The 20,006-nt window shown below is 63.4% G+C and carries 23 protein-coding genes; 10 read left to right on the forward strand and 13 right to left on the reverse strand.

Annotated features, from left to right (window positions below; genetic code table 11):
• Positions 1–20: 20 nt before the first annotated feature.
• The 3 genes from KIP88_RS09080 to KIP88_RS09090 all read right to left on the reverse strand — a co-directional run bounded on the left by KIP88_RS09080 (position 21) and on the right by KIP88_RS09090 (position 2,939).
• Positions 21–1,634 carry a GMC family oxidoreductase gene (locus KIP88_RS09080; protein ID WP_214487561.1) on the reverse strand — a complete coding sequence of 538 codons (1,614 nt, stop codon included), beginning with the start codon at positions 1,632–1,634 and terminating at the stop codon, positions 21–23.
• Between the two features lie 88 nt (positions 1,635–1,722).
• A complete protein-coding gene (locus KIP88_RS09085) occupies positions 1,723–2,505 on the reverse strand; it encodes an enoyl-CoA hydratase (protein ID WP_214487562.1) in 783 nt (260 codons plus the stop codon).
• Entirely contained in the window at positions 2,502–2,939 is a 438-nt protein-coding gene (locus KIP88_RS09090) for a MarR family winged helix-turn-helix transcriptional regulator (RefSeq protein WP_308163339.1), read from the reverse strand. The genes KIP88_RS09085 and KIP88_RS09090 overlap by 4 nt, the downstream gene beginning before the upstream one ends.
• Positions 2,940–3,146: 207 nt before the next feature.
• Here KIP88_RS09090 and KIP88_RS09095 point away from each other — a divergent pair, with 207 nt between their 5' ends.
• From KIP88_RS09095 to KIP88_RS09130, 8 genes are read left to right on the forward strand one after another with little or no spacing between them, the layout of a single operon-like run.
• On the forward strand, positions 3,147–3,875 hold the full coding sequence (locus tag KIP88_RS09095) for a GntR family transcriptional regulator (RefSeq protein WP_214487563.1): 729 nt from the start codon (positions 3,147–3,149) through the stop codon (positions 3,873–3,875).
• Positions 3,876–3,929: 54 nt separating this feature from the next.
• Positions 3,930–4,901, forward strand: a complete 972-nt coding sequence (locus KIP88_RS09100) for an ABC transporter substrate-binding protein (protein WP_214487564.1) — start codon at positions 3,930–3,932, stop codon at positions 4,899–4,901.
• A 10-nt stretch (positions 4,902–4,911) separates the two neighbouring features.
• On the forward strand, positions 4,912–5,667 hold the full coding sequence (locus KIP88_RS09105) for an ABC transporter permease (RefSeq protein WP_214487565.1): 756 nt from the start codon (positions 4,912–4,914) through the stop codon (positions 5,665–5,667).
• Positions 5,646–6,443, forward strand: a complete 798-nt coding sequence (locus KIP88_RS09110) for an ABC transporter ATP-binding protein (protein ID WP_249790639.1) — start codon at positions 5,646–5,648, stop codon at positions 6,441–6,443. The genes KIP88_RS09105 and KIP88_RS09110 overlap by 22 nt, the downstream gene beginning before the upstream one ends.
• A gap of 7 nt (positions 6,444–6,450) precedes the next feature.
• On the forward strand, positions 6,451–7,251 hold the full coding sequence (locus KIP88_RS09115) for an ABC transporter permease (protein WP_214487567.1): 801 nt from the start codon (positions 6,451–6,453) through the stop codon (positions 7,249–7,251).
• Positions 7,252–7,263: 12 nt separating this feature from the next.
• Positions 7,264–7,926: a polysaccharide deacetylase family protein gene (locus KIP88_RS09120; protein ID WP_214487568.1), complete on the forward strand. Its 663-nt coding sequence runs from the start codon at positions 7,264–7,266 to the stop codon at positions 7,924–7,926.
• Entirely contained in the window at positions 7,926–8,795 is an 870-nt protein-coding gene (locus KIP88_RS09125) for a fumarylacetoacetate hydrolase family protein (protein ID WP_214487569.1), read from the forward strand. The genes KIP88_RS09120 and KIP88_RS09125 overlap by 1 nt, the downstream gene beginning before the upstream one ends.
• A 36-nt stretch (positions 8,796–8,831) precedes the next feature.
• Positions 8,832–9,872, forward strand: coding sequence for a uroporphyrinogen decarboxylase family protein (locus tag KIP88_RS09130; protein WP_214487570.1), 1,041 nt, complete (start codon positions 8,832–8,834; stop codon positions 9,870–9,872).
• On the opposite strand, the gene KIP88_RS09135 is transcribed toward KIP88_RS09130, so the two are convergent.
• The 10 genes from KIP88_RS09135 to KIP88_RS09180 all read right to left on the reverse strand — a co-directional run bounded on the left by KIP88_RS09135 (position 9,869) and on the right by KIP88_RS09180 (position 17,652).
• Positions 9,869–10,072, reverse strand: coding sequence for a hypothetical protein (locus tag KIP88_RS09135; protein ID WP_214487571.1), 204 nt, complete (start codon positions 10,070–10,072; stop codon positions 9,869–9,871). The two genes, KIP88_RS09130 and KIP88_RS09135, sit on opposite strands and share 4 nt — an antisense overlap.
• Before the next feature lie 104 nt (positions 10,073–10,176).
• Positions 10,177–10,785 (reverse strand): nuclear transport factor 2 family protein, encoded by a 609-nt coding sequence (locus KIP88_RS09140; RefSeq protein WP_214487572.1) that lies wholly within the window; start codon positions 10,783–10,785, stop codon positions 10,177–10,179.
• Positions 10,786–10,791: 6 nt separating this feature from the next.
• Positions 10,792–11,061 carry a hypothetical protein gene (locus KIP88_RS09145; protein WP_214487573.1) on the reverse strand — a complete coding sequence of 90 codons (270 nt, stop codon included), beginning with the start codon at positions 11,059–11,061 and terminating at the stop codon, positions 10,792–10,794.
• Positions 11,058–12,047, reverse strand: a complete 990-nt coding sequence (locus KIP88_RS09150; RefSeq protein ID WP_214487574.1) for a DUF2778 domain-containing protein — start codon at positions 12,045–12,047, stop codon at positions 11,058–11,060. The genes KIP88_RS09145 and KIP88_RS09150 overlap by 4 nt, the downstream gene beginning before the upstream one ends.
• Before the next feature lie 189 nt (positions 12,048–12,236).
• On the reverse strand, positions 12,237–12,662 hold the full coding sequence (locus KIP88_RS09155) for a DOPA 4,5-dioxygenase family protein (protein WP_214487575.1): 426 nt from the start codon (positions 12,660–12,662) through the stop codon (positions 12,237–12,239).
• A 73-nt stretch (positions 12,663–12,735) separates the two neighbouring features.
• Positions 12,736–13,296, reverse strand: a complete 561-nt coding sequence (locus KIP88_RS09160; RefSeq protein ID WP_214487576.1) for a carboxymuconolactone decarboxylase family protein — start codon at positions 13,294–13,296, stop codon at positions 12,736–12,738.
• 93 nt (positions 13,297–13,389) lie between these two features.
• Positions 13,390–13,923 carry a VOC family protein gene (locus KIP88_RS09165; protein ID WP_214487577.1) on the reverse strand — a complete coding sequence of 178 codons (534 nt, stop codon included), beginning with the start codon at positions 13,921–13,923 and terminating at the stop codon, positions 13,390–13,392.
• A 74-nt stretch (positions 13,924–13,997) separates the two neighbouring features.
• The gene (locus KIP88_RS09170; RefSeq protein ID WP_214487578.1) at positions 13,998–15,605 is read right to left on the reverse strand and encodes an NAD(P)/FAD-dependent oxidoreductase; all 1,608 of its coding nucleotides are present in this window, start codon (positions 15,603–15,605) and stop codon (positions 13,998–14,000) included.
• Entirely contained in the window at positions 15,605–16,810 is a 1,206-nt protein-coding gene (locus tag KIP88_RS09175) for an ABC transporter substrate-binding protein (protein ID WP_214487579.1), read from the reverse strand. The genes KIP88_RS09170 and KIP88_RS09175 overlap by 1 nt, the downstream gene beginning before the upstream one ends.
• A gap of 44 nt (positions 16,811–16,854) precedes the next feature.
• Positions 16,855–17,652 carry an SDR family NAD(P)-dependent oxidoreductase gene (locus KIP88_RS09180; protein WP_214487580.1) on the reverse strand — a complete coding sequence of 266 codons (798 nt, stop codon included), beginning with the start codon at positions 17,650–17,652 and terminating at the stop codon, positions 16,855–16,857.
• A 226-nt stretch (positions 17,653–17,878) separates the two neighbouring features.
• On the opposite strand from KIP88_RS09180, the gene KIP88_RS09185 reads away from it, so the two are divergent.
• Both KIP88_RS09185 and KIP88_RS09190 read left to right on the forward strand, forming a co-directional pair.
• Positions 17,879–18,910: a LacI family DNA-binding transcriptional regulator gene (locus tag KIP88_RS09185; RefSeq protein WP_214487581.1), complete on the forward strand. Its 1,032-nt coding sequence runs from the start codon at positions 17,879–17,881 to the stop codon at positions 18,908–18,910.
• A 93-nt stretch (positions 18,911–19,003) separates the two neighbouring features.
• Positions 19,004–19,969, forward strand: coding sequence for a tripartite tricarboxylate transporter substrate binding protein (locus KIP88_RS09190; RefSeq protein ID WP_214487582.1), 966 nt, complete (start codon positions 19,004–19,006; stop codon positions 19,967–19,969).
• Positions 19,970–20,006 lie beyond the last annotated feature (37 nt).

A 20,006-nucleotide genomic window follows, 5' to 3' on the forward strand; every position in this document is an offset into this window, starting at 1 on the left:
TCCGGGCTACGATCAGCCAGCTACCGCGCGTCCTCCAGAATCATGTCGGATGCCTTCTCGGCGATCATGATGGTCGGCGCGTTGGTATTGCCCGACATCAGGTCCGGCATGATGGACGCATCGACCACGCGCAGGCCGTCGATGCCGCGCACGCGCAAGCGCTGGTCGACGACGGCGAGATCGTCGCTGCCCATGCGGCAGGTCGAGGTCGGGTGATAGACCGTGCTGCCGGTGCGACGGCAGAAGTCCAGCAATTCGTCGTCGCTCTGCACTTTCGGACCGGGATCGACCTCCGCGACCGCGTAGGCCTTCAGCGCGGGTGCTGCGAGAATATTGCGCAGAATGCGGATGCCGTCGATAAAGGCGCGGCGATCGGTTTCGGTCGCGAGATAGTTGATGCGGATTTCCGGCGGAACGGAAGGATCGGCGCTCCTGATGCGCAGCGAGCCGCGGCTTTCCGGGCGCAACTGGCAGACGGAAGCGGTAAAGCCCGAGAGCGCATGCAGCTTCTCGCCCATCTTGTCGGTCGAGAACGGCAGGAAGTGAATCTGGATATCGGGCGAGGCCAGCCGCGGACTGGTCTTGAAGAAGGCGCCCGAGGTGCCGGCGGCGATCGTCAGCGGTCCCTTGCGCAAGGCGGCGTACTGAATGCCCGCCATCATCTTGCGTATCGGATGATTGACGACATCGTTCAGCGTCACCTTTTGCGCACAGCGCGTGATCAGCCGGACCTGCAAGTGGTCCTGCAGATCATTGCCGACGCCGGGTGCGTCGAGCACGATCTCGATGCCATGCTGCTTCAACAAGTCGGCCGGTCCGACGCCCGAGAGCTGCAGCAGCTGCGGCGAGTTATACGCGCCGCTGGAGACGAGGATTTCCTTGCGCGCCCGCGCCGTGCGCACGCGGCCTTCCTGCTTGTATTCGACCGCTTTGGCGCGGCGGCCTTCGAACAGGATACGCTGGGCCAGCGCCGAGGTCTCGATGTGCAGATTGCTGCGGGTCTTCGCCGGGCGCAGATAGGAGAACGCCGTGCTGGCGCGGCGGCCGCGCCTTGTCGTGGTCTGGAAAAATCCCGCGCCTTCCTGGGTCGCGCCGTTGAAATCGGGATTGGTCGGAATGCCGGTCTCGGCGGCGGCGACCACAAAGGCCTCCGACAAGGGATCATGGTGCCGCCAATCGGACACCGGCAGCGGTCCGTCGCTGCCGTGGTATTTGTCAGGCCCGCGCTGCTGGCTCTCGGCCTTCTTGAAATAGGGCAGCACGTCGTCATAGCCCCAGCCGGCATTGCCGCGCTGACGCCAGCGATCGTAATCCTCATGCTGGCCCCGCACATAAAGCAGGCCGTTGATCGAGCTCGAACCGCCGAGCACTTTTCCGCGCGGCTGGAACACCTGCCGGCCGTTCAATCCCGGCTCCGGCTCGGTCTGGTACATCCAGTTGACGGATTTTTCCTTGAACAGTTTTCCGTAGCCGAGCGGCACGTGGATCCAGAGATTGGTATCCTTCGGCCCGGCCTCCAGCAGCAACACGGAGTGCTTGCCGTCGGCGCTCAGGCGGTTGGCGAGCACGCATCCGGCCGAGCCGGCGCCGACGATCACGTAATCGAATTCGGAAGCTTCATTGTTCTTGTTCATTTGTTTCCCCGCACGCAACCTGAAACAGGTAGCGGGGCCGTCACGGGCGGTCAATTGCCTCCCGGCCGCGGGCGGGGAGAGAAAGCCGTTAGGCCGGCTGTTTTGCGAGTTTCAAAAAGTCCGGCGGCCGGCGCTCGGCGAAAGCCGTGAAAGCCTCGCGCGCCTCGGCGGTTTGCAGGCGTGCTGCGAACTGCTCGCTTTCCGCCTTGATCTGCGCCATGAGAAGCTCCGGATTGCGCATCAGCCGCTTCGTCGTGCTGACGGCACCCGCCGGCTGTTTCGCCAGCCGGGACGCGAGCGCTCTTGCTTCCGCATCGAGCTTGTCGAGCGGAACGACTCGGTTGGCGAGCCCCCACGCAAACGCGGACTTGGCATCGACGGCTTCGCCGAGCGCGAACATCTCAAAGGCGCGCGCGTAACCGATGCGGAGCGGCATCAACAGGCTGGAAGACGCTTCCGGCACCAGTGCGAGATTGACGAACGGCGTCGACAGCAGCGCGTTCTCGGCCAGCACGACCAGATCACAATGCAGCAGCATCGTGGTGCCGATGCCGACGGCGCGTCCTTGAACCGCTGCGACCAGCGGTCGGCTTGATTTTGCGAGCGCCTGCAGGAAACGGCCGACATGCCGCTCGCCCTGAACAGCGCCTGCCGCAATAGCTGCAAACTCGCCGACGTCGTTGCCTGCGGTGAACATGTCGCCCTCGCCGCGGATCAGCAGGACGCGGACGGAAGTGTCGGTTTCAGCGGCTTCGATCGCATCAGCCAGCGCGCCATACATCGCGTTGGTCAGCGCGTTCTTCTTGTCGGGGCGGGCCATCGTCAGGCTTAGAATTCCGTCTTCTTTCTCGATCTTGATATGCTCGGTCATTCGTCTTCTCTGGGAAATCTGCTTTGCATGCTGGTGAGCCAGCGCGCGACGACGTCGATCTCGGCGTCGGTAAATCCGTCCGTGAGGCGCGCGTTGATCTCAGCGAGCCCCGTTTTCGACTGCGCCAGCGCCGTGCGGCCGGCCGGTGTCAGCCACAGGCGCCACGCCCGCCCGTCATCCGGATCGGCCCGCCGCCTGATCAGGTTCGCCGACGTCATCCGGTCCACCAGCCCGCTGATGCCGGGCGGACCGAGATCGAGCGCCGCGCCCGCCTCGCCCATCAGCACGCCGTCGCGCTGGCCCAGGACGAACAGCAACCCGGACTGCGCGGCCGTGACCCCGCTTTGCTGGGTCTGCGCCGCGATCCATCGCTGCAACCGGCGTTGCGCGACGCTGAGCAGGAAAACCAGGCGATGCTCGCGGCGGGCGGTCACCTGAAAACCGGGTCCGGGAATTTATTTCGCATGCGAACTATCTACGTTAGCGCCGGACGATTGTCACTATGATTTCTGAACCCCGATCCCCGACAAACGGCGCTGGGCGCCGCAACCGGATTGGAAAACCACAGCACGGCCAATGTGCTAGGAATAAAATCGATTTTCGATTGACGACATCGCCTCCCCTCGCCAATCTGCGCCGCCATGAGCAGTATCGGGTTGAGTTTTGGTGAGAGTCTCGCCGACGAACGGCCGCGAAGCCTGACGTCGGCTGTTCAGGAGCGGTTGCGCGCGGACATTCTCTCGACCCGGCTGCTGCCCGGCCAGAAGCTGCATATCGCTGGCCTGGCCAAACAGTTTTCCGTCAGCCTCGCCGCAGTGCGCGAGGCTCTGTCGCGGCTGGTCGCGGACGGGCTGGTGCAGGCCTCCGACCAGCGCGGCTTTCGCGTCAGCCCGGTATCATCAGCCGATCTGCGCGACGTGACGCAGACCCGCGTCGATATCGAAGGGCTGGCGCTAAGGCGCTCGATCGAGCACGGCGACGCGGCTTGGCTTGAGTCGGTGGAGAAGTCTTTCACGGCGCTCTGCGCCGTCCCCCACACCTATCCCGACGATCCGACCCATCACTACGAGGAATGGGTGGTGCGGCACCACGTCTTTCATCGCACGCTGGTGAGCGCCTGCGGCTCACAATGGCTGCTCGGATTCCGCGATGTGCTGCATGAGCAGAGCGAGCGGTATCGGAGGCTGGCGATCCGGCGCAACACCGAAAAATCCCGCAACGTCGAGGCCGAACACGCAGCCATCGTGCATGCCACGCTCAAGCGCGATGCCGATGCCGCGGTTGCGGCGCTCTCCACCCACTTTCTGACGACCATGCGTCTGGTCGAGCTCGCAACTCCCAACGCTTCCGGGAGCAGCACTACCATCTGATCGATCGTTCGAAGACCAAACCAAATTCAAGAAAAGCAAAAGGGAAACGTCACCATGAGCATCACCCGACGCCACATATTGGCAACCATCGCGGCGGCCACCGTGCTTGGTGCATCAGGCATCGCGCAAGCCGCCGACACCGTCCGCATCGGGCTTCCGACCAAAACCTATTGGCCGACCACGATCGCGGAAACCGCTGTGCGCCAAAAGCTGTTCGAGAAGGAAGGCATCACCGCCGAGCTGACGATCTATCGCGGCGGCGCCGAGACGTTCGAGGCGATGGCGGCGGGCGCCGCCGACGTCATTCTCGACGCCACCTCGCTGGTGTCGGCCGGACGAAAGAAGGGCGTGAACTCCAAGGTGCTCGCCAACGCCGCCATGGGCTATTACGGCTGGCAGTTGATGACGCTTTCGAAATCGACGCTCGGCGTCAACGATCTGAAAGGCAAGAAGGTTGCCATCACCTCCGCCGGCTCCGGTTCCGACCTGCTGGCACTGTGGACCCAGCAGGACAAGAAGGTCGAATTCACCCGCGTGCCCGTCGGCGGCGGCGGCCTGGTGCCGAACCTGCTCGCCGGCAATGTCGACGCGGCCGTGGTCTATTCGCCGCTGAGCTTCCAGATTTCCAAATCGGGCGAAGCGCGCACCATCCTCGACTTCTCCAAGGAGGTGCCGCCGAACCTCGCCGCCGGCTGGATCGCACTCGACAAATACGTGCAGGACAAGCCGCAGATGGTGCAGAAGACGCTGAACGCACTGTACGGCGCGCTGATGTTCATGCGCGCCAACAAGGACGCTTCCGTCAAACTGATCACCGAACTCTATGAAATTCCCGCCGAGATCGCGGCGCTGGAATATGAAAACACCATCATGAAGCTGGAAACCGATGGCAGCATGGAGGGTCCGAAGATTCCGGAACAGCTCCAGCTCGCGCTCGACATGGCCAAGGCCGGCGGCATGAAAGACCTTGGACCCGCCGCCGAAATCATTTCGACACAGTTCAAGCCGGTTCCGACCAAATTCTGAGGCAGCCGCAATGCAAAGCGGGCTGGGTGTAAAGGCGGCGCGGGTCGCCATTGTAGTGGCGCTGTTTGCGATATGGGAAATCCTGTCGCGGACCGGCCTCGTTAATCCGCGCCTGCTGCCATCCGCGTCCGACACACTGGCAACACTCGGCGATCTCTTACAGCGGGCGAGCGTGCGCAAGGACCTTGCTGTCACCGCGACCGAGGTGGTGACCGCGTTCGCGCTCGCCGTTCCCGTCGGCGCGCTGATCGGCTTCCTGATCGCGGAGAATCGCTATTTTGCCGATGTGGCAAAGCCGCTGCTTTTCTTCGCCTTCAGCATCCCGAAATCGATATTCCTGCCGATGTTCATCCTGGTGTTCGGCGTCGGCTTTGCGCAGAAGGTCGGCTTCGGCTTCTTCTCGACCATCTTCATCGTGATCATGTCGACCACGACCGCGGTGGAGTCGGTCAAGGTCGAGCATCTGACCGTCGCCCGCTCCTATGGCGCGACGCCGATGCAGACCGCGTTCCGCGTCTATCTGCCGAGCATGCTTCCCGTTCTGCTGGAGGCGCTGCGGATCTCGATGATCTTCAATCTCACCGGCGTGATCCTCGCTGAAATGTACGCCTCGCGCGACGGCATCGGCCATCAGATCGCGACCTGGGGCGAGAACTTCCAGATGAAGCAGTTGCTGGCCGGCGTCGTGATGATCGCCGTGATCGCGATCGCCTTCAATGAACTGGTCAGATGGGTGGAGACACGATGCAGCCATTGGCGAACATAACCCCGCTGAAGCCGGCCGGTGCGATCGAAGTCCGCAATGTCGGGCAGATCTTCAAGACCACGACGCAGGACGTCGTTGCGCTCGAGGACGTTTCGCTCGACGTCAAACCCGGCCGCTTCGTCGTGCTGGTCGGCCCGAGCGGCTGCGGCAAGTCCACGCTCCTAATGATGATGGCGGGCCTGCGCCAGCAGACCTCGGGCACCATCACCATCAGCGGCGCGCCGATCCCCGAGCCCGACCCGAACCGGGTCGGCGTGGTGTTTCAGGAAGCGAGCCTGTTTCCCTGGTTGACGGCGGAAGAGAACGTCGAGTTTCCGCTGGCGCTGCGCGGCGTCGCAAAAAGCGATCGCCGCGCCCGGGCACAGGATGCGCTAAAACTGGTGGGCCTCGACGGTTTCGGCAGGCGCCATCCGCACGAACTGTCCGGTGGCATGAAGCAGCGCGTCTCGATCGCGCGCGGGCTGGTTCAGGACCCGCCGGTACTGCTGATGGACGAACCGTTTGCCGCCCTCGACGAGCAGACCCGCATGACCATGGGCGACGAACTGCTGCGGATCTGGGCTGCCACCGGCAAGACGGTGGTGTTCGTCACTCACAGCCTGACCGAAGCAGTCTATCTCGCCGACGAAGTGATCGTGATGTCGCCGCGGCCCGGCCGCATCGTCGATCATCTGCAGGTCTCACTGCCCCGCCCGCGCACCTATGAGATGCTGAGCGGTGACGCATTCGGCAGCCTGCGCGACCGCATCTGGCGGCATATCCGCAAATCGGCGTGAGGCAGAGATGACCGCAACAACGCTTCGCAGATTGATCGTAATCGGCCTGATCGCGCTGTGGGAGATCCTGCCGCGCGCAGGCGTCATTCCCGAGCTCTTTCTGCCGTCGCTGTCGTCGACGCTCGCCGCCGGCTGGAACGACGCGGGCGAATACGGCCATGCCCTCGCCGTCACGCTCTATGAGGTCGCGATCTCGATGGCATTCGCCTGCGGCGGCGGCATCCTGCTCGGCGCCATCGTCGGCAGCCTGCCGCGGCCACGGATCCTGATCATGCCGATGGTGTCGAGCCTCTATGCGGTGCCGCTGGTCATTCTCTATCCGGTGTTCACGGTGTGGCTCGGCATCGGCTCGGAATCCAAGATCGCATTCGCCTCCATTTATGGATTCCTGCCGACGATGCTGGCGACCGCCGCCGGGATCCAGACCATCGATCCGCAATTGCTGCTGGCCGCGCGCAGCATGGGCGCAACGTTGAGCCAGCGGCTGGTTCGCGTCATCATCCCGGCCGCGATACCGACGGTGCTGTCGGGACTTCGCGTCGGCGGCGCGCTCGTCATCGTCGGCGTGGTCGTGTCCGAGATGCTGATTTCATCCGCCGGCATCGGCTATCTGATCTCGCGCTACCGCACCATTCTCGACAGCCCGCACGTGTTCGCTGGCGTACTCCTGGTGCTCGCAATGGCGATTGCCTTCAACGCCGCGATCAAATGGATCGAGCGCAAGGCCGCGATCTGGCAGACGGGGTCACGTGCCGGCCAGCGCGCAGCCGACGAGATCACCGCCGGCGCGATCCAGCCTGCGACCTGACGGAGCAGCGGCGTGTTCGACCTGACGCTGACATTCGACAATGGTCCTGAGCCCGACGTGACGCCGCGCGTGCTCGATATCTTGCGCGAGCGCGGCATCAAGGCGACCTTCTTCGTGATCGGCGAGAAGCTTGGCGCTCCCGAACGCCGCCGGCTTGCGGCGCGGGCCCATGACGAAGGCCACTGGATCGGCAATCACACTTTTACGCACTCGGTGCCACTCGGGCAGCAACACGATCCCGATGCGGCACAGCATGAGATCGGGCGAACGCAGGAAGCGATCGGAGACCTCACGCACGCCAATCGCTGGTTCCGGCCATTCGGCGGCGGCGGTAATCTCGACGAGCGACTGTTGAAGCCTTCCGTGGTCGAATATCTCACGCGCAACAAGCATAGCTGCGTGCTCTGGAACGCGATCCCGCGCGACTGGGACGACCCCGACGGCTGGGCCGACCGGGCCCTGCAGCAGTGCCGGTCGCAGCCGTGGAGCCTGATGGTTCTGCACGACCTGCCCAGCGGCGCGATGGACCATCTCGATCGCTTTATCGACCGCGCCGGGAAGGCCGGCGCGCGTTTCCATCAGGACTTTCCGTCCGATTGCGTTCCGATCCGTTCGGGCGAAATCGTACAATCCATCGAACCCTATGTGTCCTCTATCGAAGAAGGTACCGAATAATGAAGATCGCGAGTTTCAAGGCAGGTCCGACGGCAACCTACGGCCTGGTAACAAATGCCGGCATCATCGACGCCGGCAAGCGGCTGAAGGATTACCCGACCCTGAAGGCGTTGCTCGCGAACGGATCGCTCGATGCCTTGCGCGCGCTGCAAAGCGAACGACCGGACTACGCGTTCGCCGAAATCGAGCTGCTGCCGACCGTTCCCGATCCGGACAAGATCTTCTGCATCGGCGTCAATTACGCTACGCATCTCGCCGAAAGCGGCCACCCCACCCCGCCGCACCCGATGATCTTCACCCGCTTTGCCAACAGCCAGGTGGGCGGCGGCCAGCCGATGATCCGACCGCTGGAGTCGGAGCGCTTCGACTATGAGGGCGAGATGGCCGTCATCATCGGCAAGACCGGCCGGCGCATTTCGCGCGAGGCCGCGCTGGCGCATGTCGCGGGCTATGCCTGCTACAATGACGGCAGCATCCGCGACTGGCAGCGCCACACCTCGCAGTTCGCGCCGGGGAAGAACTTCGTCGGCACCGGCGCGTTCGGGCCGTGGATGGTCACGACGGACGAAATCCCCGACATCAGCAAGCAGACCATCGCGACCCGCCTCAACGGCGTCGAGGTGCAGGCAGCGCCGATCTCGGATCTCGTGTTCGACGTCGCTGCCCTGATCGCCTATTGCTCGACCTTCACCGAACTCGTCCCCGGCGACGTCATCGTGACCGGCACCACCGGTGGTGTCGGCGCCTACCGCACGCCGCCGCTCTGGATGAAGGATGGCGACGTTGTGGAGGTCGAAGTCTCCGGCATCGGCGTACTGCGCAACCCGGTCAAGGATGAGGCTGCGGCCGCGGCGACCCGTGCGGCCTGAGGATTGAGTAATAATAACAAGAGCAAGGAGACGATCATGAACCTGCCAAAGCACCTGCTGCCGACCACCGTCGTCGGCAGCTACCCCCAGCCGGAATGGCTGGTCGATCGCGCGATGCTGTCGAAGGTGGTGCCGCGCACGCGCCTGCATGCGATGTGGCGGCTGCCGGCCGAGCATCTGGAGGAGGCCCAGGACGATGCTACCATCGTAGCGATCAGGGACATGGAGCGCGCCGGCATCGACATCGTGACCGACGGCGAAATCCGCCGCGAGAGCTACTCCAACCGTTTTGCCACCGCGCTCGAAGGCATCGATGACGAAAATCCGGCGATGATCACCTCACGCAGCGGACACCAGACGCCGGTGCCGCGCGTCACAGGCCCGGTGAAACGCCGCGGCCCGGTCGAGCTGCACGACATGAAATTCCTGCGCCAGAACACTGATCGCGCAGCAAAAATCACCCTGCCCGGCCCGTTCACGATGAGCCAGCAGGCGAGAGACGAATTCTACAAGGACGACGAGGAACTGGCGATGGCGTTCGCCGCCGCCGTCAACGCCGAAGCGCTCGACCTGCAAAAGGCCGGCGCCGACGTGATCCAGCTCGACGAACCCTGGGTTCGCAACAATCCCGACCTCGCCCGCCGCTATGCGGTGAAGGCGATCAACCGCGCGCTCGAAGGCATTACGGTACCGACCGTAGTGCATCTGTGTTTTGGCTACGCCGCCGTCGTGCCCGGCTCGACCAAGCCCGCCGGCTATTCCTTCCTCGCCGAACTCGCCGACACAAGCGCCGAGCAGATCTCGATCGAGGCGGCGCAGCCGAGGCTCGATCTCGGCGTGCTCAAGGATCTCTCGTCGAAGAAGATCATGCTCGGCGTGCTCGACCTTGGCAATCCCGAGATCGAATCCGCCGATGTGGTGGCCGACCGCATACGCAACGGCCTCAAGCACGTCGCGGCGGACCGGCTGGTCGTCGCCCCGGATTGCGGCATGAAATATATGCCGCGCCATGTCGCTTTCGGAAAACTGAAGGCGATGTGCGACGCGGCCGCTGTCGTTCGCAAGGAGATCAGCTAGGGTCGGGACCGCTTATCCATCCGGGCCAGAAACTGCTCGAGCGGATCCTTGTCGCCGGTCCGTTCCAGATGGATCGGCTTATGGCAAAGACGCGACCATTTTTCAGCCTCGGCCAGCCAATACACCCTGCTGGTCGGTTCGCGCTGCGCGAGCTGCCGGCAAAGTGCCGCCCGCAAGCTCAACTCAGTTTGGGTGATCATGCTATTCCCCTGCCTAGGGAGGTCATTCATCCTGACACCCGGGCAGGCAGGATCCTTGATCTAAGTCAAAGGCGCAAGGCGATAGCGCTGCGCGCAAGAATCTCCTAGATCGGCTTGCCCTGAAGCCACGCCGCGCCGCGCGCGTACAAAGCCTCGACTTCAGGGCCCATCAGGCCGGGCATGTCGCGCTTCACCGTGTAACCGATGCGGGTCTGCAAATAAGCGAGGTGCCGGTAGCCTGGTGGGAATTGCTCGAGAAGAGCTTTGTCCAGCACCGGCGCGGTGCCCGGCGTGACGGGATCCATGCGGTCCTTTTCATAGATCGGCTGGCGCAGCACGATGCCCCAGCGCCCCTCGCGCTTTTCGAGGAAATCGTAGAACCGCCCGGTGCAGAGCACGTCACACAGCACGCCTTCGACCTCGGCGCGCTGCGAGATCGTCATCTTGGTCTGCGAGATGGCGCGGTTTCCGGCGAGATCGACCGAGATGCCGCCGAGGAAATGCAGGATGCTGATACCCTTGGCCCAGGCCTTCTTGCTGATCTCGATGAACTCGTCGCCGGTGCCCTGCGTCCAGGTCGCCATCATGCGACCATCGGAATGCCAGACCGTACGGAAACGCTCCCAGTCGCCGGCATCGCGCCAGACCGCCCAGTTCTGCAACAATTCCCGGATCAGGCGGTCGTCTTCAATCTCGGCGGCACTTCCGGGCATGCTAACTCACAGTAGTTTTGCGCGAACGAACAGCGCACGCAGGGCGTTGGTCGCCTGCACGGTCAGCATCGCATTATCAGCGGCGCCCCGCAGTGCACTGACGGCATCGGCGTGCAACGCGCGGAATTCGATCCATTCGATCGAACTGAGATTGGTGATGAAGCGATAAGCCTGGCCAACGGTGTCGATCGACACCGTCTTGCCGTTCAGGTTGATCTTGAAAACCGCTCGCAGTGGCGTGTCGGAAGCGGCGGCATCGCCGGCGACTGCGCTCATGACGGCGACGGTGAACGCCGCGCCGCAGTGAGGCCTTCACGGAGGTTCGGCACGACGACGAGCCGCTTGACCTCGCCGTTTTTATACGCTGCGAGGAAGCGATCGTAATCCTTGATCGAGACACAGCCGTTGGAATCGCCGTTGGGGCCGAGCAGGTAGCTATGCACGAGCAATCCCGTTCGCCCATGCATTTCGTTTTCACCCACCGGCGTCATGCGCAGCGCCTCGACGCCATGAAACGGCTTCTCGCGCGGTTTCAAATCGTAGACGTTCGGCGGCGTTGCACCGACCATGCGCTTGTCGACAAACGCCGGATTGTCCATCAGGCTGCCCAGTCCCGAATGTGCCTCAAGCTTGGTACCGTTCGGCAGGTACACCGTGCGCGCCGAAATATCGTAAACGGCGGTCTGGCCGTCATAGCCCAGCGCCGTCAGATCCTTGCGCTCGCTGAGCAGCCCATCCCCCGGCGTCAGCGAGGCCAGTGAGAAGCGCATCGGCACCAGATCGGCGAGCTTCTCGAACATGGAGCGGTTATCCGACGAAACCGGCGCCGGATCGTTTCTCACGGACTGAAGATTGGCCAGGACCGGGCGGGAGCGCGGCAGCGGTATCGCAACTTCGGCAGACGGCGCCGGTTGCTCGGGTTGAACATTCGCGGCATCGCGCGGCTGCGCTCCCAGCGAGCTTTCGATGTGCCCGAACGCCGCATCGAAATCCGGGCGCTCCGAGCGGGCGGCGGGACGCCAGGGGTAGTTGACGGCCAGCGAACGGCGCACCGAGCCCGAACCGAAGCGCTCGTCGAACGAGGATGTGCTGCCGACATTCGCGGATGCGGGGTTGACCCAGGCGGCAGGGTCGAAATCGGTCACCCACGCGGCCAGCCCCAGCACCATGGCGAGCGCCGCTGTGCCGAATGCCGCTTCGCGGAGCAAACGGGTACCGCGGCTCGAAGCAGGCCCGGCTTTGCTGGTCGTCCTTCTATCCATCCGTCCCCGGCTCGGCGCTTCGGAATCACGTCTGATTCCTAATGGATTCACCGAATAAGTCCCACCATAATGCAAACCAAAGTAAGGCATAATCGAGACAGTTGCTCGGCGCCATCATGACCGGCCGAAGCCACGGATTCAAGCCATGTAATGGTAGACCGGGCCGAGACTTTTCCGGCGAGGCCACACTCAGGGCCGCAGAACCGGATTGGTATTCGGCGCGGGCGCCTCTTCCATCTCCGCGTGCTCCGGCAGCTTGTCGGCATGCACGGCGAGCGCCGGCCCGATCCAGATCGGATCGGCGAGATGGTCCCGGCGCGGATTGGTCGTATTCGGATGGACCAGAACGCTTAGATTGCCATGATTGAGCATCAGCCAGGGTACCAGTTCGGGGAATATCTCCCGGGCAAAGGCCACCTGGTACATGGCTTGGTCGTGCGGGCCGACCTTGACGTCGTGCCACCGTCCGAGCGTGACCGAGAACCGCTCGCCGATCCAGGCGCGCAACTGCTCGGCCTCGGCCCGCGTCGTGGCCGGATCGTAATAGATATGGGCGTGGTAGCTCGCGATTTCGCCTAATGGTCGCGGACCGCCCGCCCCCGGCTCACCCGTCATGCCTTCGCTCCACACCATATTGCGTTGAACCGGTCGAGGATCGCTGCAACCGGCCGCGTGGTCAATGTGGGTGTCAGCCCGACCGCTTCTTGCTGCTCTCGAAGACGGTCATACCAGCGGCGGGGTCGAGGTCAACCTCGGTTGCCTCCGTCAGGCGCGCCATCGTCATGTAAAAGCCGATCGCCAGGATCGACTCGACGATTTCCTGCTCGCTGAAATGCTTACGCATCGCCGCGAACACCGGCTCGGCGACCCGCACGTTCTCGATGACTTCCCGGCCGAACGCCAGCAGCGCCTGTTCGGCAGCATTGAACGCGGCGTCCTCGTATTTGCCTTGTTCGATGCAGTCGATCTGCTTTTGCGTGACGCCGACGCCGAGCGCGATCGGAACATGCTGCCGCCACTCATAGACGCCATGCTCCCACTGTGCGACCTGAAGAATCAGCAATTCGCGATTGACGTGGCTGAGCTTCTGGCGATGCAGGATCGAATTGGCGAACCGCATCGCCGGAATGAAATTGGCCTCGGCATGCGCCATCATCCGGAAGATGTTCAGCACGACCGGCATCCTGTCAAAGGACGTGCGCACGTCACCGCTGGTTGCTGCCGGGTCGATCAGGGGAAGTCTTGCCATCCGCTTGTTCCTTACGTTTTTTGTTTCTTTCTACCGCTGCGCGCTTCCGCGCACGGGTTCGAACTTACTGCTGCCGCGCGATACGCGCATCACTCAGCGTCCGCCGACTTCGCGGATGGGATCGGAGCCGTCCCAACCGGCGGCGACCTTGCGGATGTGCGCGAAGAAACTCCCCTTGCTGCCGCTGATGTCTGAAATCTCCACCACGGTGCCGGGATGGGCTTGCGTATCGAAATAGGCAAAGCGGCCCTTTTCGCCGCCGATCTGGCCTTCATGTCCCACTTTGTAGCCAAGCGACAGCGCGCGGTCGTAGAGGGCCTGATAGTCCTTGGTCCAGTACGACATGTGCTGCAGTCCTTCGCGACCGGAGTCGAGGAACTCCTTGTACATCGAGGGCGCTTCATTGCGCTGCTGGATCAGCTCGATCTGGAGATCGCCGGAATTGGCGAGCGCCACGCTCATCTCCATGGCGGAGTTCTGGCCGCGGTGGCGGAAGTAATCGGTCTTGACCTTGTCGATGTAATACCAGGGCCCGACGCCCATCACTTTGACCCAGTGATCCATGGCGGCGCGGATATCCCGCACGACATACCCGTTCTGGCAGACTGCACCAAAGATACGGCTCATCACGACCTCCTGTGTATTTGTCGACAGTCACGGCGCGCATCTTGAACCCGAGCGCTGCTTCGTCCCGTTGTTGCTTAAACCAGACGAAAACCTTCGTAGCCGCGCGCCGCGATCTCAGCGCATTTGAACCTGTAGCCTTCGCCGACATAGGGCATGAAGACGCGAGGTTTGCCCGCGATGTTGGCGCCAAGGTACCAGGAATTGGCCTTCGGAAAGAGCGTACGCTCGGCCATCTCGGCGACGTGCGTCATCCAGGCGCGTTCGGCCGCAGGCTCCGCCTCCAGGATTCGCGAGCCGCGCTTGCGCATGTAATCGATGCAGTCCGCCAACCAGTCGACGTGCTGTTCGCATGCGTTGATCATGTTGCCGATCACCGACGGGCTTCCGGGGCCGGTGATGATGAACAGGTTGGGAAAGTCCGCTACCGTGAGGCCGAGATAGGCGCGCGGCCCGTCTTTCCACGCGTCGCGCAGGGCGAGATCATTTCTTCCGCGGATGTCCATGGCGAACAGGGCGCCCGTGATGGCGTCAAAGCCGGTCGCGAAGACGAGCGCGTCCAGTTCGAACTGGCGCGCCGATGTCGTCACGCCATCGGTCGTGATCCGATCGAGCGGCTCTTCCTTGAGGTTCACCAGTTCGACGTTTTCGCGGTTGAAGGTCTCATAGTAGTTGGTATCGACACAGATGCGCTTGACCCCCAACGGGTAGCCGGTGGGGCTCAATGCCGCCGCGGTTTTGGGATCCTTCACGATCTGGCTGATCTTCTCGCGCACGAAATCGCAAGCCACGTCATTGACGGCTTCATGGGTCAGCAGGTTTGGAAACGACAGCAGAAAGCCGCCGCCGCCTTCCTGCCAAAGCTCCTCATAGCGCCGCCACTGCTCCTCGCGCGAGGGAATCGGCGCTTCAAATGCTGCGGCATTCACACGTCCGAAATTCGGGCTCTCGAGGCTTTCGAGGTAGGCCGGATAGGCCGCCTCGAATTGCTCGTAATCCGCGTCATGAAGCGGCCGGTTGCGCGCAGGCACCGAGAAATTCGGTGTGCGCTGGAACACCACGGCCTTCGCCGCCGCCTCCGCAATCAGGGGAATGGCCTGCACGCCCGATGACCCCGTGCCAATCACCCCGACGCGGAGGCCAGAGAAGTCGACCGGCTCTTCCGGCCAACGGGCGGTGTGATAGATCGGGCCGCGGAAGCTCTCGAGGCCCCCCACCTTGGGATTATTTGGCACCGACAGGCAGCCGCTCGCCATCACGCAGAAGCGGGCACGGATGCGGTCACCGCGATCCGTCGTCACCTGCCAGACCGCTTCGGCCTCATTGAATGCGGCCGCAGTGACGCGGGTCTCGAACCGGATCAGGTCGCATAATTCAAAACGCTCGGCAACGTATCGGGCGTAGTCCAGGATCTCGCGCTGCGTGGCGTATTTCTCCGACCAGCGCCACTCGCGCCGCAGATCGGAAGACCACGTATACGAGTAATAGAGACTGGGAACGTCGCAGCGGACGCCGGGGTAACGGTTCCAGTGCCAGGTCCCTCCGACCTCGGGAGCGGCCTCGAATCCGATGACCGACAGGCCCAGTTCGCGAAGCCTGTGCAGCGCATAGAGGCCGCCGAACCCCGCTCCGACGACGACGGCGTCATACTCGCCGTCGAGGGCGACGTGTTCTGGAAGGCTCATCAGGGCTTTTCCTCCAGCAGCACCCACGATTTTCCATCAAAGCGGGCCAGCCGCATGTCCTTGATGGGTGAGAAATCCTCGGAGCTGGTGTTGAGACGGACACCCGGCAGCAGCAGCGGCAATTCGACGTTCTTGAGCGCCGCCGCCTGCTTCATGACGTTCTCGCGCGTCAGATTGTCCCCGCACTGCTTCAGCACGGCGACGATCGTCTGCGCCAGCGAATAGCCATAGAGATTGCTGCCGTCATTCAGACTGCCGCGCGGATACCACTGCTTCATGAAAGCGGTCCACTCGACCATGCCCTTGTCGTTCTCCCAGGCGCTGTCCGTGGCATCCTTCATGTACGCGGCCGTGACCGCGCCGACCGACTTCTCCAGTCCTGCGGGCGCCAGCGCGGCGCCGACCGACGCACCCACGCTCGCCATGATCATCGCCGGACGCCAGTTCAGCTCATAGGCACGGCGGATCGCCTGCGCCGAGAAGCGTGGATTGGCATGCAGGAAGAAGGTGTCGACACCGGCAGTTTTCAGCGCGACGACCTGCGAGTCGACAGTCGGGTCAGAGAGTTCGTAGGAGATTTCGGCCACGATCTGCTTGGCCGCGTCGCCGAGTCCGGCCTTGAATCCCTTGAGGTAGTCTTTTCCGGAATCGTCGTTCTGATACAGGATGCCGATCTTGGCGGCCGGATGGGCGCGCATCGTGTAGCGGGCGAGAATCGCCCCCTCGATCTGATAACTGGGCTGCCATCCCATGGTCCACGGAAAATTGGCTGGATCGCTCCAGCGGGTCGCGCCGGTAGCGACGAACAGCTGCGGCACCTTCTTGCCGTTCAGATATTTCTGCACGGCGATATTGGGCGCGGTGCCGAGCGAGGCAGCCACGAACAGCACCTCATCCTGCTCGACCAGCATGCGGGTCATTTCGACGGTCTTGCTCGACTGGAATCCGTCGTCGCGCGACAGCAGGGTAATCTTGCGGCCGTTGACGCCCCCCTCGGCGTTGACCTTTTCGAAGTACGCGGCCATCGCCAGACCAATGGTGCCGTAGGAAGAGGCCGGACCGCTGTAGGGCATGGTCTGGCCGATCTTGATTTCGCTATCGGACGCGCCGGGATCGTACTTCTTTTGCGCACACACAGGCTCTATCGCCAGTGCCGCGACAACGACGCCGGCCAGAAGAGCCGGCCAGAACGTAATCTTGGACATCGCTTACTCCTCCACTCTTCTCTTTTCTTCCTTGAAGTCTTCCGTCAGCCGATCGACCGGCCGCCGTCGATGACGAGTTCGGTACCGGTGACGTAGCGGCTTTCGTCGCTGGCGAGCCACAGGATGCCGTTGGCGATATCTTCAGGCGCGGCCTTGTATCCAAGCGGGACGGCGCGTTCGGTGAGTTTATCCAGCGTTGGCCCACGCGCCGGCCCGGCATTCGAGCCATCCTCGACGGTGCCGATCAGCGTGTCCCAGATCGCGGTTTCGGTGATGCCGGGATGCAGCGAGTTGACACGCACGCCGTCCCTGGCGGCTGCGCATTCCAGCGCGACCGATTTCGTGAACAGCCGCACGCCGCCCTTGGTCGCGCAATAGCCCGAGACGTTCGGCGACGCCTTGATCCCCGCAATCGAGGAAACGTTGATAATGCTTCCGCCCCCGCCTGCCCGCATCAGCGGGAGCGAGTGCTTCACGCCGAGGAAGACGCCGTCGAGATTGACAGCGACCTGCCGCTTCCAGTCGGCGAACGCCATGTCGACCACCGGACCCGAGAGGCCAATCCCGGCATTGTTGACGAGAACGTCGAGCCTGCCGAACCGCGCCCGGGTCTGGGCCACGATCGACTGCCAGTCCTCCTCGCGCGTCACGTCGTGGTGGTAGTACTCGCACTCGCATCCGACGGCGCGCAGTTCGCGCAGCAGGCCCTCGCCTTTCTCGTCCTGCAGATCGGTTGCGACGATCCTGGCGCCCTCGCGCGCCAGCACCAGGGCTGCGCTGCGTCCGATGCCGTTGGCGGCGCCGGTCACCAAAGCGACTTTTCCTTCGACACGCCGCGTCATGTCTCGGTCCCGTTTCCCGCCTGCGGCCATTCGGCCGGTTTGTTGTTTCGGGAACGGCGGCGTGCCCGCCCCTGCTCCCGGCATTCTTTGGAAACGTTTCCATACTTTGTCTCATACTTTTGTTCAAGGCTGATTTTTATCGGGCTTTATCTTGTATATCGTTTCCAAGTTGCGCTAGAATTTGGCCCAGCTACGCCCGAGCGGCGATGCTCAAGGGAGCCCTGCAATGTCGTTGCGCCAGCCTGCACGCGCCACAATTCGCGATGTCGCAGCCCAGGCCGGCGTATCGGTCAGCAGCGTCAGCCGCGTCATGAACGGCGAGCCGCATATCAGCCCGGAATTGCACGCCCGCATCATGCGGGCGGTGAACCGCCTGCGCTTCGAGCCGCATTCGGCCGCGCAGGCCTTGCGTTCGCGCGAGAGCAAGACGATCGGCTGCATGGTCGCCGACCTCTCCAACCCGCTCTACAGCGAGATGATCAATGGCGCGGAGGAAGAATTCCAGCGCGCCGGTTACGTGCTGATGCTCGCCGCAACCCGGCACGAGCAAGACCGCGAGACGGCGTTCGTATCAGCGGTGCGCCGGCGGCGGATGGACGGGTTGCTGCTGTTCGCCGGCGACAACGCCCATACCGACTTCACCGGCGCGCTCGCAAACCTGGACCTGCCCTGCGTCGCGATCGATCGCGATGTGCCCGGCGTCCCCTCAGTGCGTGCGGATCATCGCGGCGGTGGCCTCGAAATCACGCGGTATCTCATCGGGCTCGGCCATCGCCGCATCGCGCTGCTCACCGGCCGCGCCGCGTTGCTGCCGAGTTCGGAGCGCCTTGCCGGCTATCGGCAGGCCCATACTGAGGCGAAGCTCGCGGTCGATCCCGACCTGATCCGGCCGCAGACGCAGGGCTCCAGCATTGCGTTCAGCGACGTCTGCCAATTGCTGCAGGGCGCCGACCGTCCGACCGCGATCATTACGCTCGGAACGCACATGCTGGCCGGCGTGATGGACGCGCTTGCCAGCAACGGCCTCCGCTACCCCGACGACATGTCGCTGGTGTGCATCGGCGACACTGATCTCGCCCGCCATGCAACGCCGGGCATCTCGGCGTTGACATGGGATCTGGACCAGATGGGCCGGGTCGCCGCCAACATCCTGCTCGACCGGATTCGCGGCGGCGACGAGGCCCGCAAGATCCGGCCGGTCTACCTGCCGACTCGTTTCATCCTTCGACACTCCGGCGCCAAGCCGCGCGCACCCTGATCGCGCGACTGCGTCACCGATCTCCACGACCGGCGAAGAACGCCGGCGACGAACGACCAAAACAAAAAAACGGGAAACCCTGGGAGTGAGTAAATGAAGTTACGCGCGATAATGCTTTCGCTGCTTACGCTCGCGTCGGTGGCATGTTCGGCCCGCGCCGAGGACGCGACCGACTACCCCTCCAAGAAGATCAAGATGCTGTTGCCGTTCGGGGCCGGTGGCGGCGGCGACGTGCTCGGCCGGCTGCTTGCCGACCGGATGGGCAACCGTCTCGGCCAAACCATCTACGTCGAAAACCGTACCGGCGCCGCGGGCACCATCGGCGCGCAGCAGGCGGCAACCTCCCCGCCCGATGGCTACACCATCACGATCGGCGGCATGACCACCCATGTGCTCGCGCCGGCGGTCTATCCGAACCTGCCCTATGACCCGATCAAGGACTTTACGACCATCGGACGTATTGGAACGTCGTCCATTCTTCTCATCGCAACGAAGGATTTTGCCGCCAACGATCTGCGCGGGCTGACCGAGCTATCGAAGGGTGAGCCGATCCAGTATGGAAGCTGGGGCGTCGGCTCGACCGGACATTTCTGCGGCGAAATCCTCTCCCAGAAGGCGGGCGTGCGCCTGCAGCACGTCCCGTTCAGCAGCGCGGCGAAACTCGCCAACGACCTGATGGGCGGGCATATCTTGGTGGGACTGGTCGACATGGCGACCGGGACGCCGCTAGTGAAGGACGGAAAGCTGAAGGCGCTTGCGGTATGCGGGGGACGATCCCCTAGCCTGCCTGACGTAGCGAGCTACAAGGAGCAAGGCGTCGATTTCGAACGGAGCCTGTCCTGGGTGATGTATGCGCCCGCAGGCGTTCCCGCTTCCGTTGCGCAAAAAATTTCAGCCGCGCTGAAGGCGGCGCTGGCCGAGCCCGACATCACCGAGAAGCTGTTGGCGCTCGGCATCTCGGCGGACTTCATCGCCGGAGATCAGCAGCGTGACATCAACGCGCGCGACATCGAAGCCTGGAAGAAGGTCGCCAGCGACGCGAAGATCGAGGTCAAGTAGCGATTGAACGCAAGAGGAGGGCCGAGACGATCGGCCC

The organism is Bradyrhizobium sp. SRL28 (assembly GCF_018596315.1).
GTDB lineage: Bacteria > Pseudomonadota > Alphaproteobacteria > Rhizobiales > Xanthobacteraceae > Bradyrhizobium.

Bases quoted from the DNA above. Each gene is read 5' to 3' on its own strand.
- KIP88_RS09080 (WP_214487561.1), bottom strand. From the start codon at position 1,634: ATGAACAAGAACAATGAAGCTTCCGAATTCGATTACGTGATCGTCGGC.
- KIP88_RS09085 (WP_214487562.1), bottom strand. From the start codon at position 2,505: ATGACCGAGCATATCAAGATCGAGAAAGAAGACGGAATTCTAAGCCTG.
- KIP88_RS09095 (WP_214487563.1), top strand. From the start codon at position 3,147: ATGAGCAGTATCGGGTTGAGTTTTGGTGAGAGTCTCGCCGACGAACGG.
- KIP88_RS09100 (WP_214487564.1), top strand. From the start codon at position 3,930: ATGAGCATCACCCGACGCCACATATTGGCAACCATCGCGGCGGCCACC.
- KIP88_RS09105 (WP_214487565.1), top strand. From the start codon at position 4,912: ATGCAAAGCGGGCTGGGTGTAAAGGCGGCGCGGGTCGCCATTGTAGTG.
- KIP88_RS09110 (WP_249790639.1), top strand. From the start codon at position 5,646: ATGCAGCCATTGGCGAACATAACCCCGCTGAAGCCGGCCGGTGCGATC.
- KIP88_RS09115 (WP_214487567.1), top strand. From the start codon at position 6,451: ATGACCGCAACAACGCTTCGCAGATTGATCGTAATCGGCCTGATCGCG.
- KIP88_RS09125 (WP_214487569.1), top strand. From the start codon at position 7,926: ATGAAGATCGCGAGTTTCAAGGCAGGTCCGACGGCAACCTACGGCCTG.
- KIP88_RS09130 (WP_214487570.1), top strand. From the start codon at position 8,832: ATGAACCTGCCAAAGCACCTGCTGCCGACCACCGTCGTCGGCAGCTAC.
- KIP88_RS09135 (WP_214487571.1), bottom strand. From the start codon at position 10,072: ATGATCACCCAAACTGAGTTGAGCTTGCGGGCGGCACTTTGCCGGCAG.
- KIP88_RS09140 (WP_214487572.1), bottom strand. From the start codon at position 10,785: ATGCCCGGAAGTGCCGCCGAGATTGAAGACGACCGCCTGATCCGGGAA.
- KIP88_RS09145 (WP_214487573.1), bottom strand. From the start codon at position 11,061: ATGAGCGCAGTCGCCGGCGATGCCGCCGCTTCCGACACGCCACTGCGA.
- KIP88_RS09150 (WP_214487574.1), bottom strand. From the start codon at position 12,047: ATGGATAGAAGGACGACCAGCAAAGCCGGGCCTGCTTCGAGCCGCGGT.
- KIP88_RS09155 (WP_214487575.1), bottom strand. From the start codon at position 12,662: ATGACGGGTGAGCCGGGGGCGGGCGGTCCGCGACCATTAGGCGAAATC.
- KIP88_RS09160 (WP_214487576.1), bottom strand. From the start codon at position 13,296: ATGGCAAGACTTCCCCTGATCGACCCGGCAGCAACCAGCGGTGACGTG.
- KIP88_RS09165 (WP_214487577.1), bottom strand. From the start codon at position 13,923: ATGAGCCGTATCTTTGGTGCAGTCTGCCAGAACGGGTATGTCGTGCGG.
- KIP88_RS09170 (WP_214487578.1), bottom strand. From the start codon at position 15,605: ATGAGCCTTCCAGAACACGTCGCCCTCGACGGCGAGTATGACGCCGTC.
- KIP88_RS09175 (WP_214487579.1), bottom strand. From the start codon at position 16,810: ATGTCCAAGATTACGTTCTGGCCGGCTCTTCTGGCCGGCGTCGTTGTC.
- KIP88_RS09180 (WP_214487580.1), bottom strand. From the start codon at position 17,652: ATGACGCGGCGTGTCGAAGGAAAAGTCGCTTTGGTGACCGGCGCCGCC.
- KIP88_RS09185 (WP_214487581.1), top strand. From the start codon at position 17,879: ATGTCGTTGCGCCAGCCTGCACGCGCCACAATTCGCGATGTCGCAGCC.
- KIP88_RS09190 (WP_214487582.1), top strand. From the start codon at position 19,004: ATGAAGTTACGCGCGATAATGCTTTCGCTGCTTACGCTCGCGTCGGTG.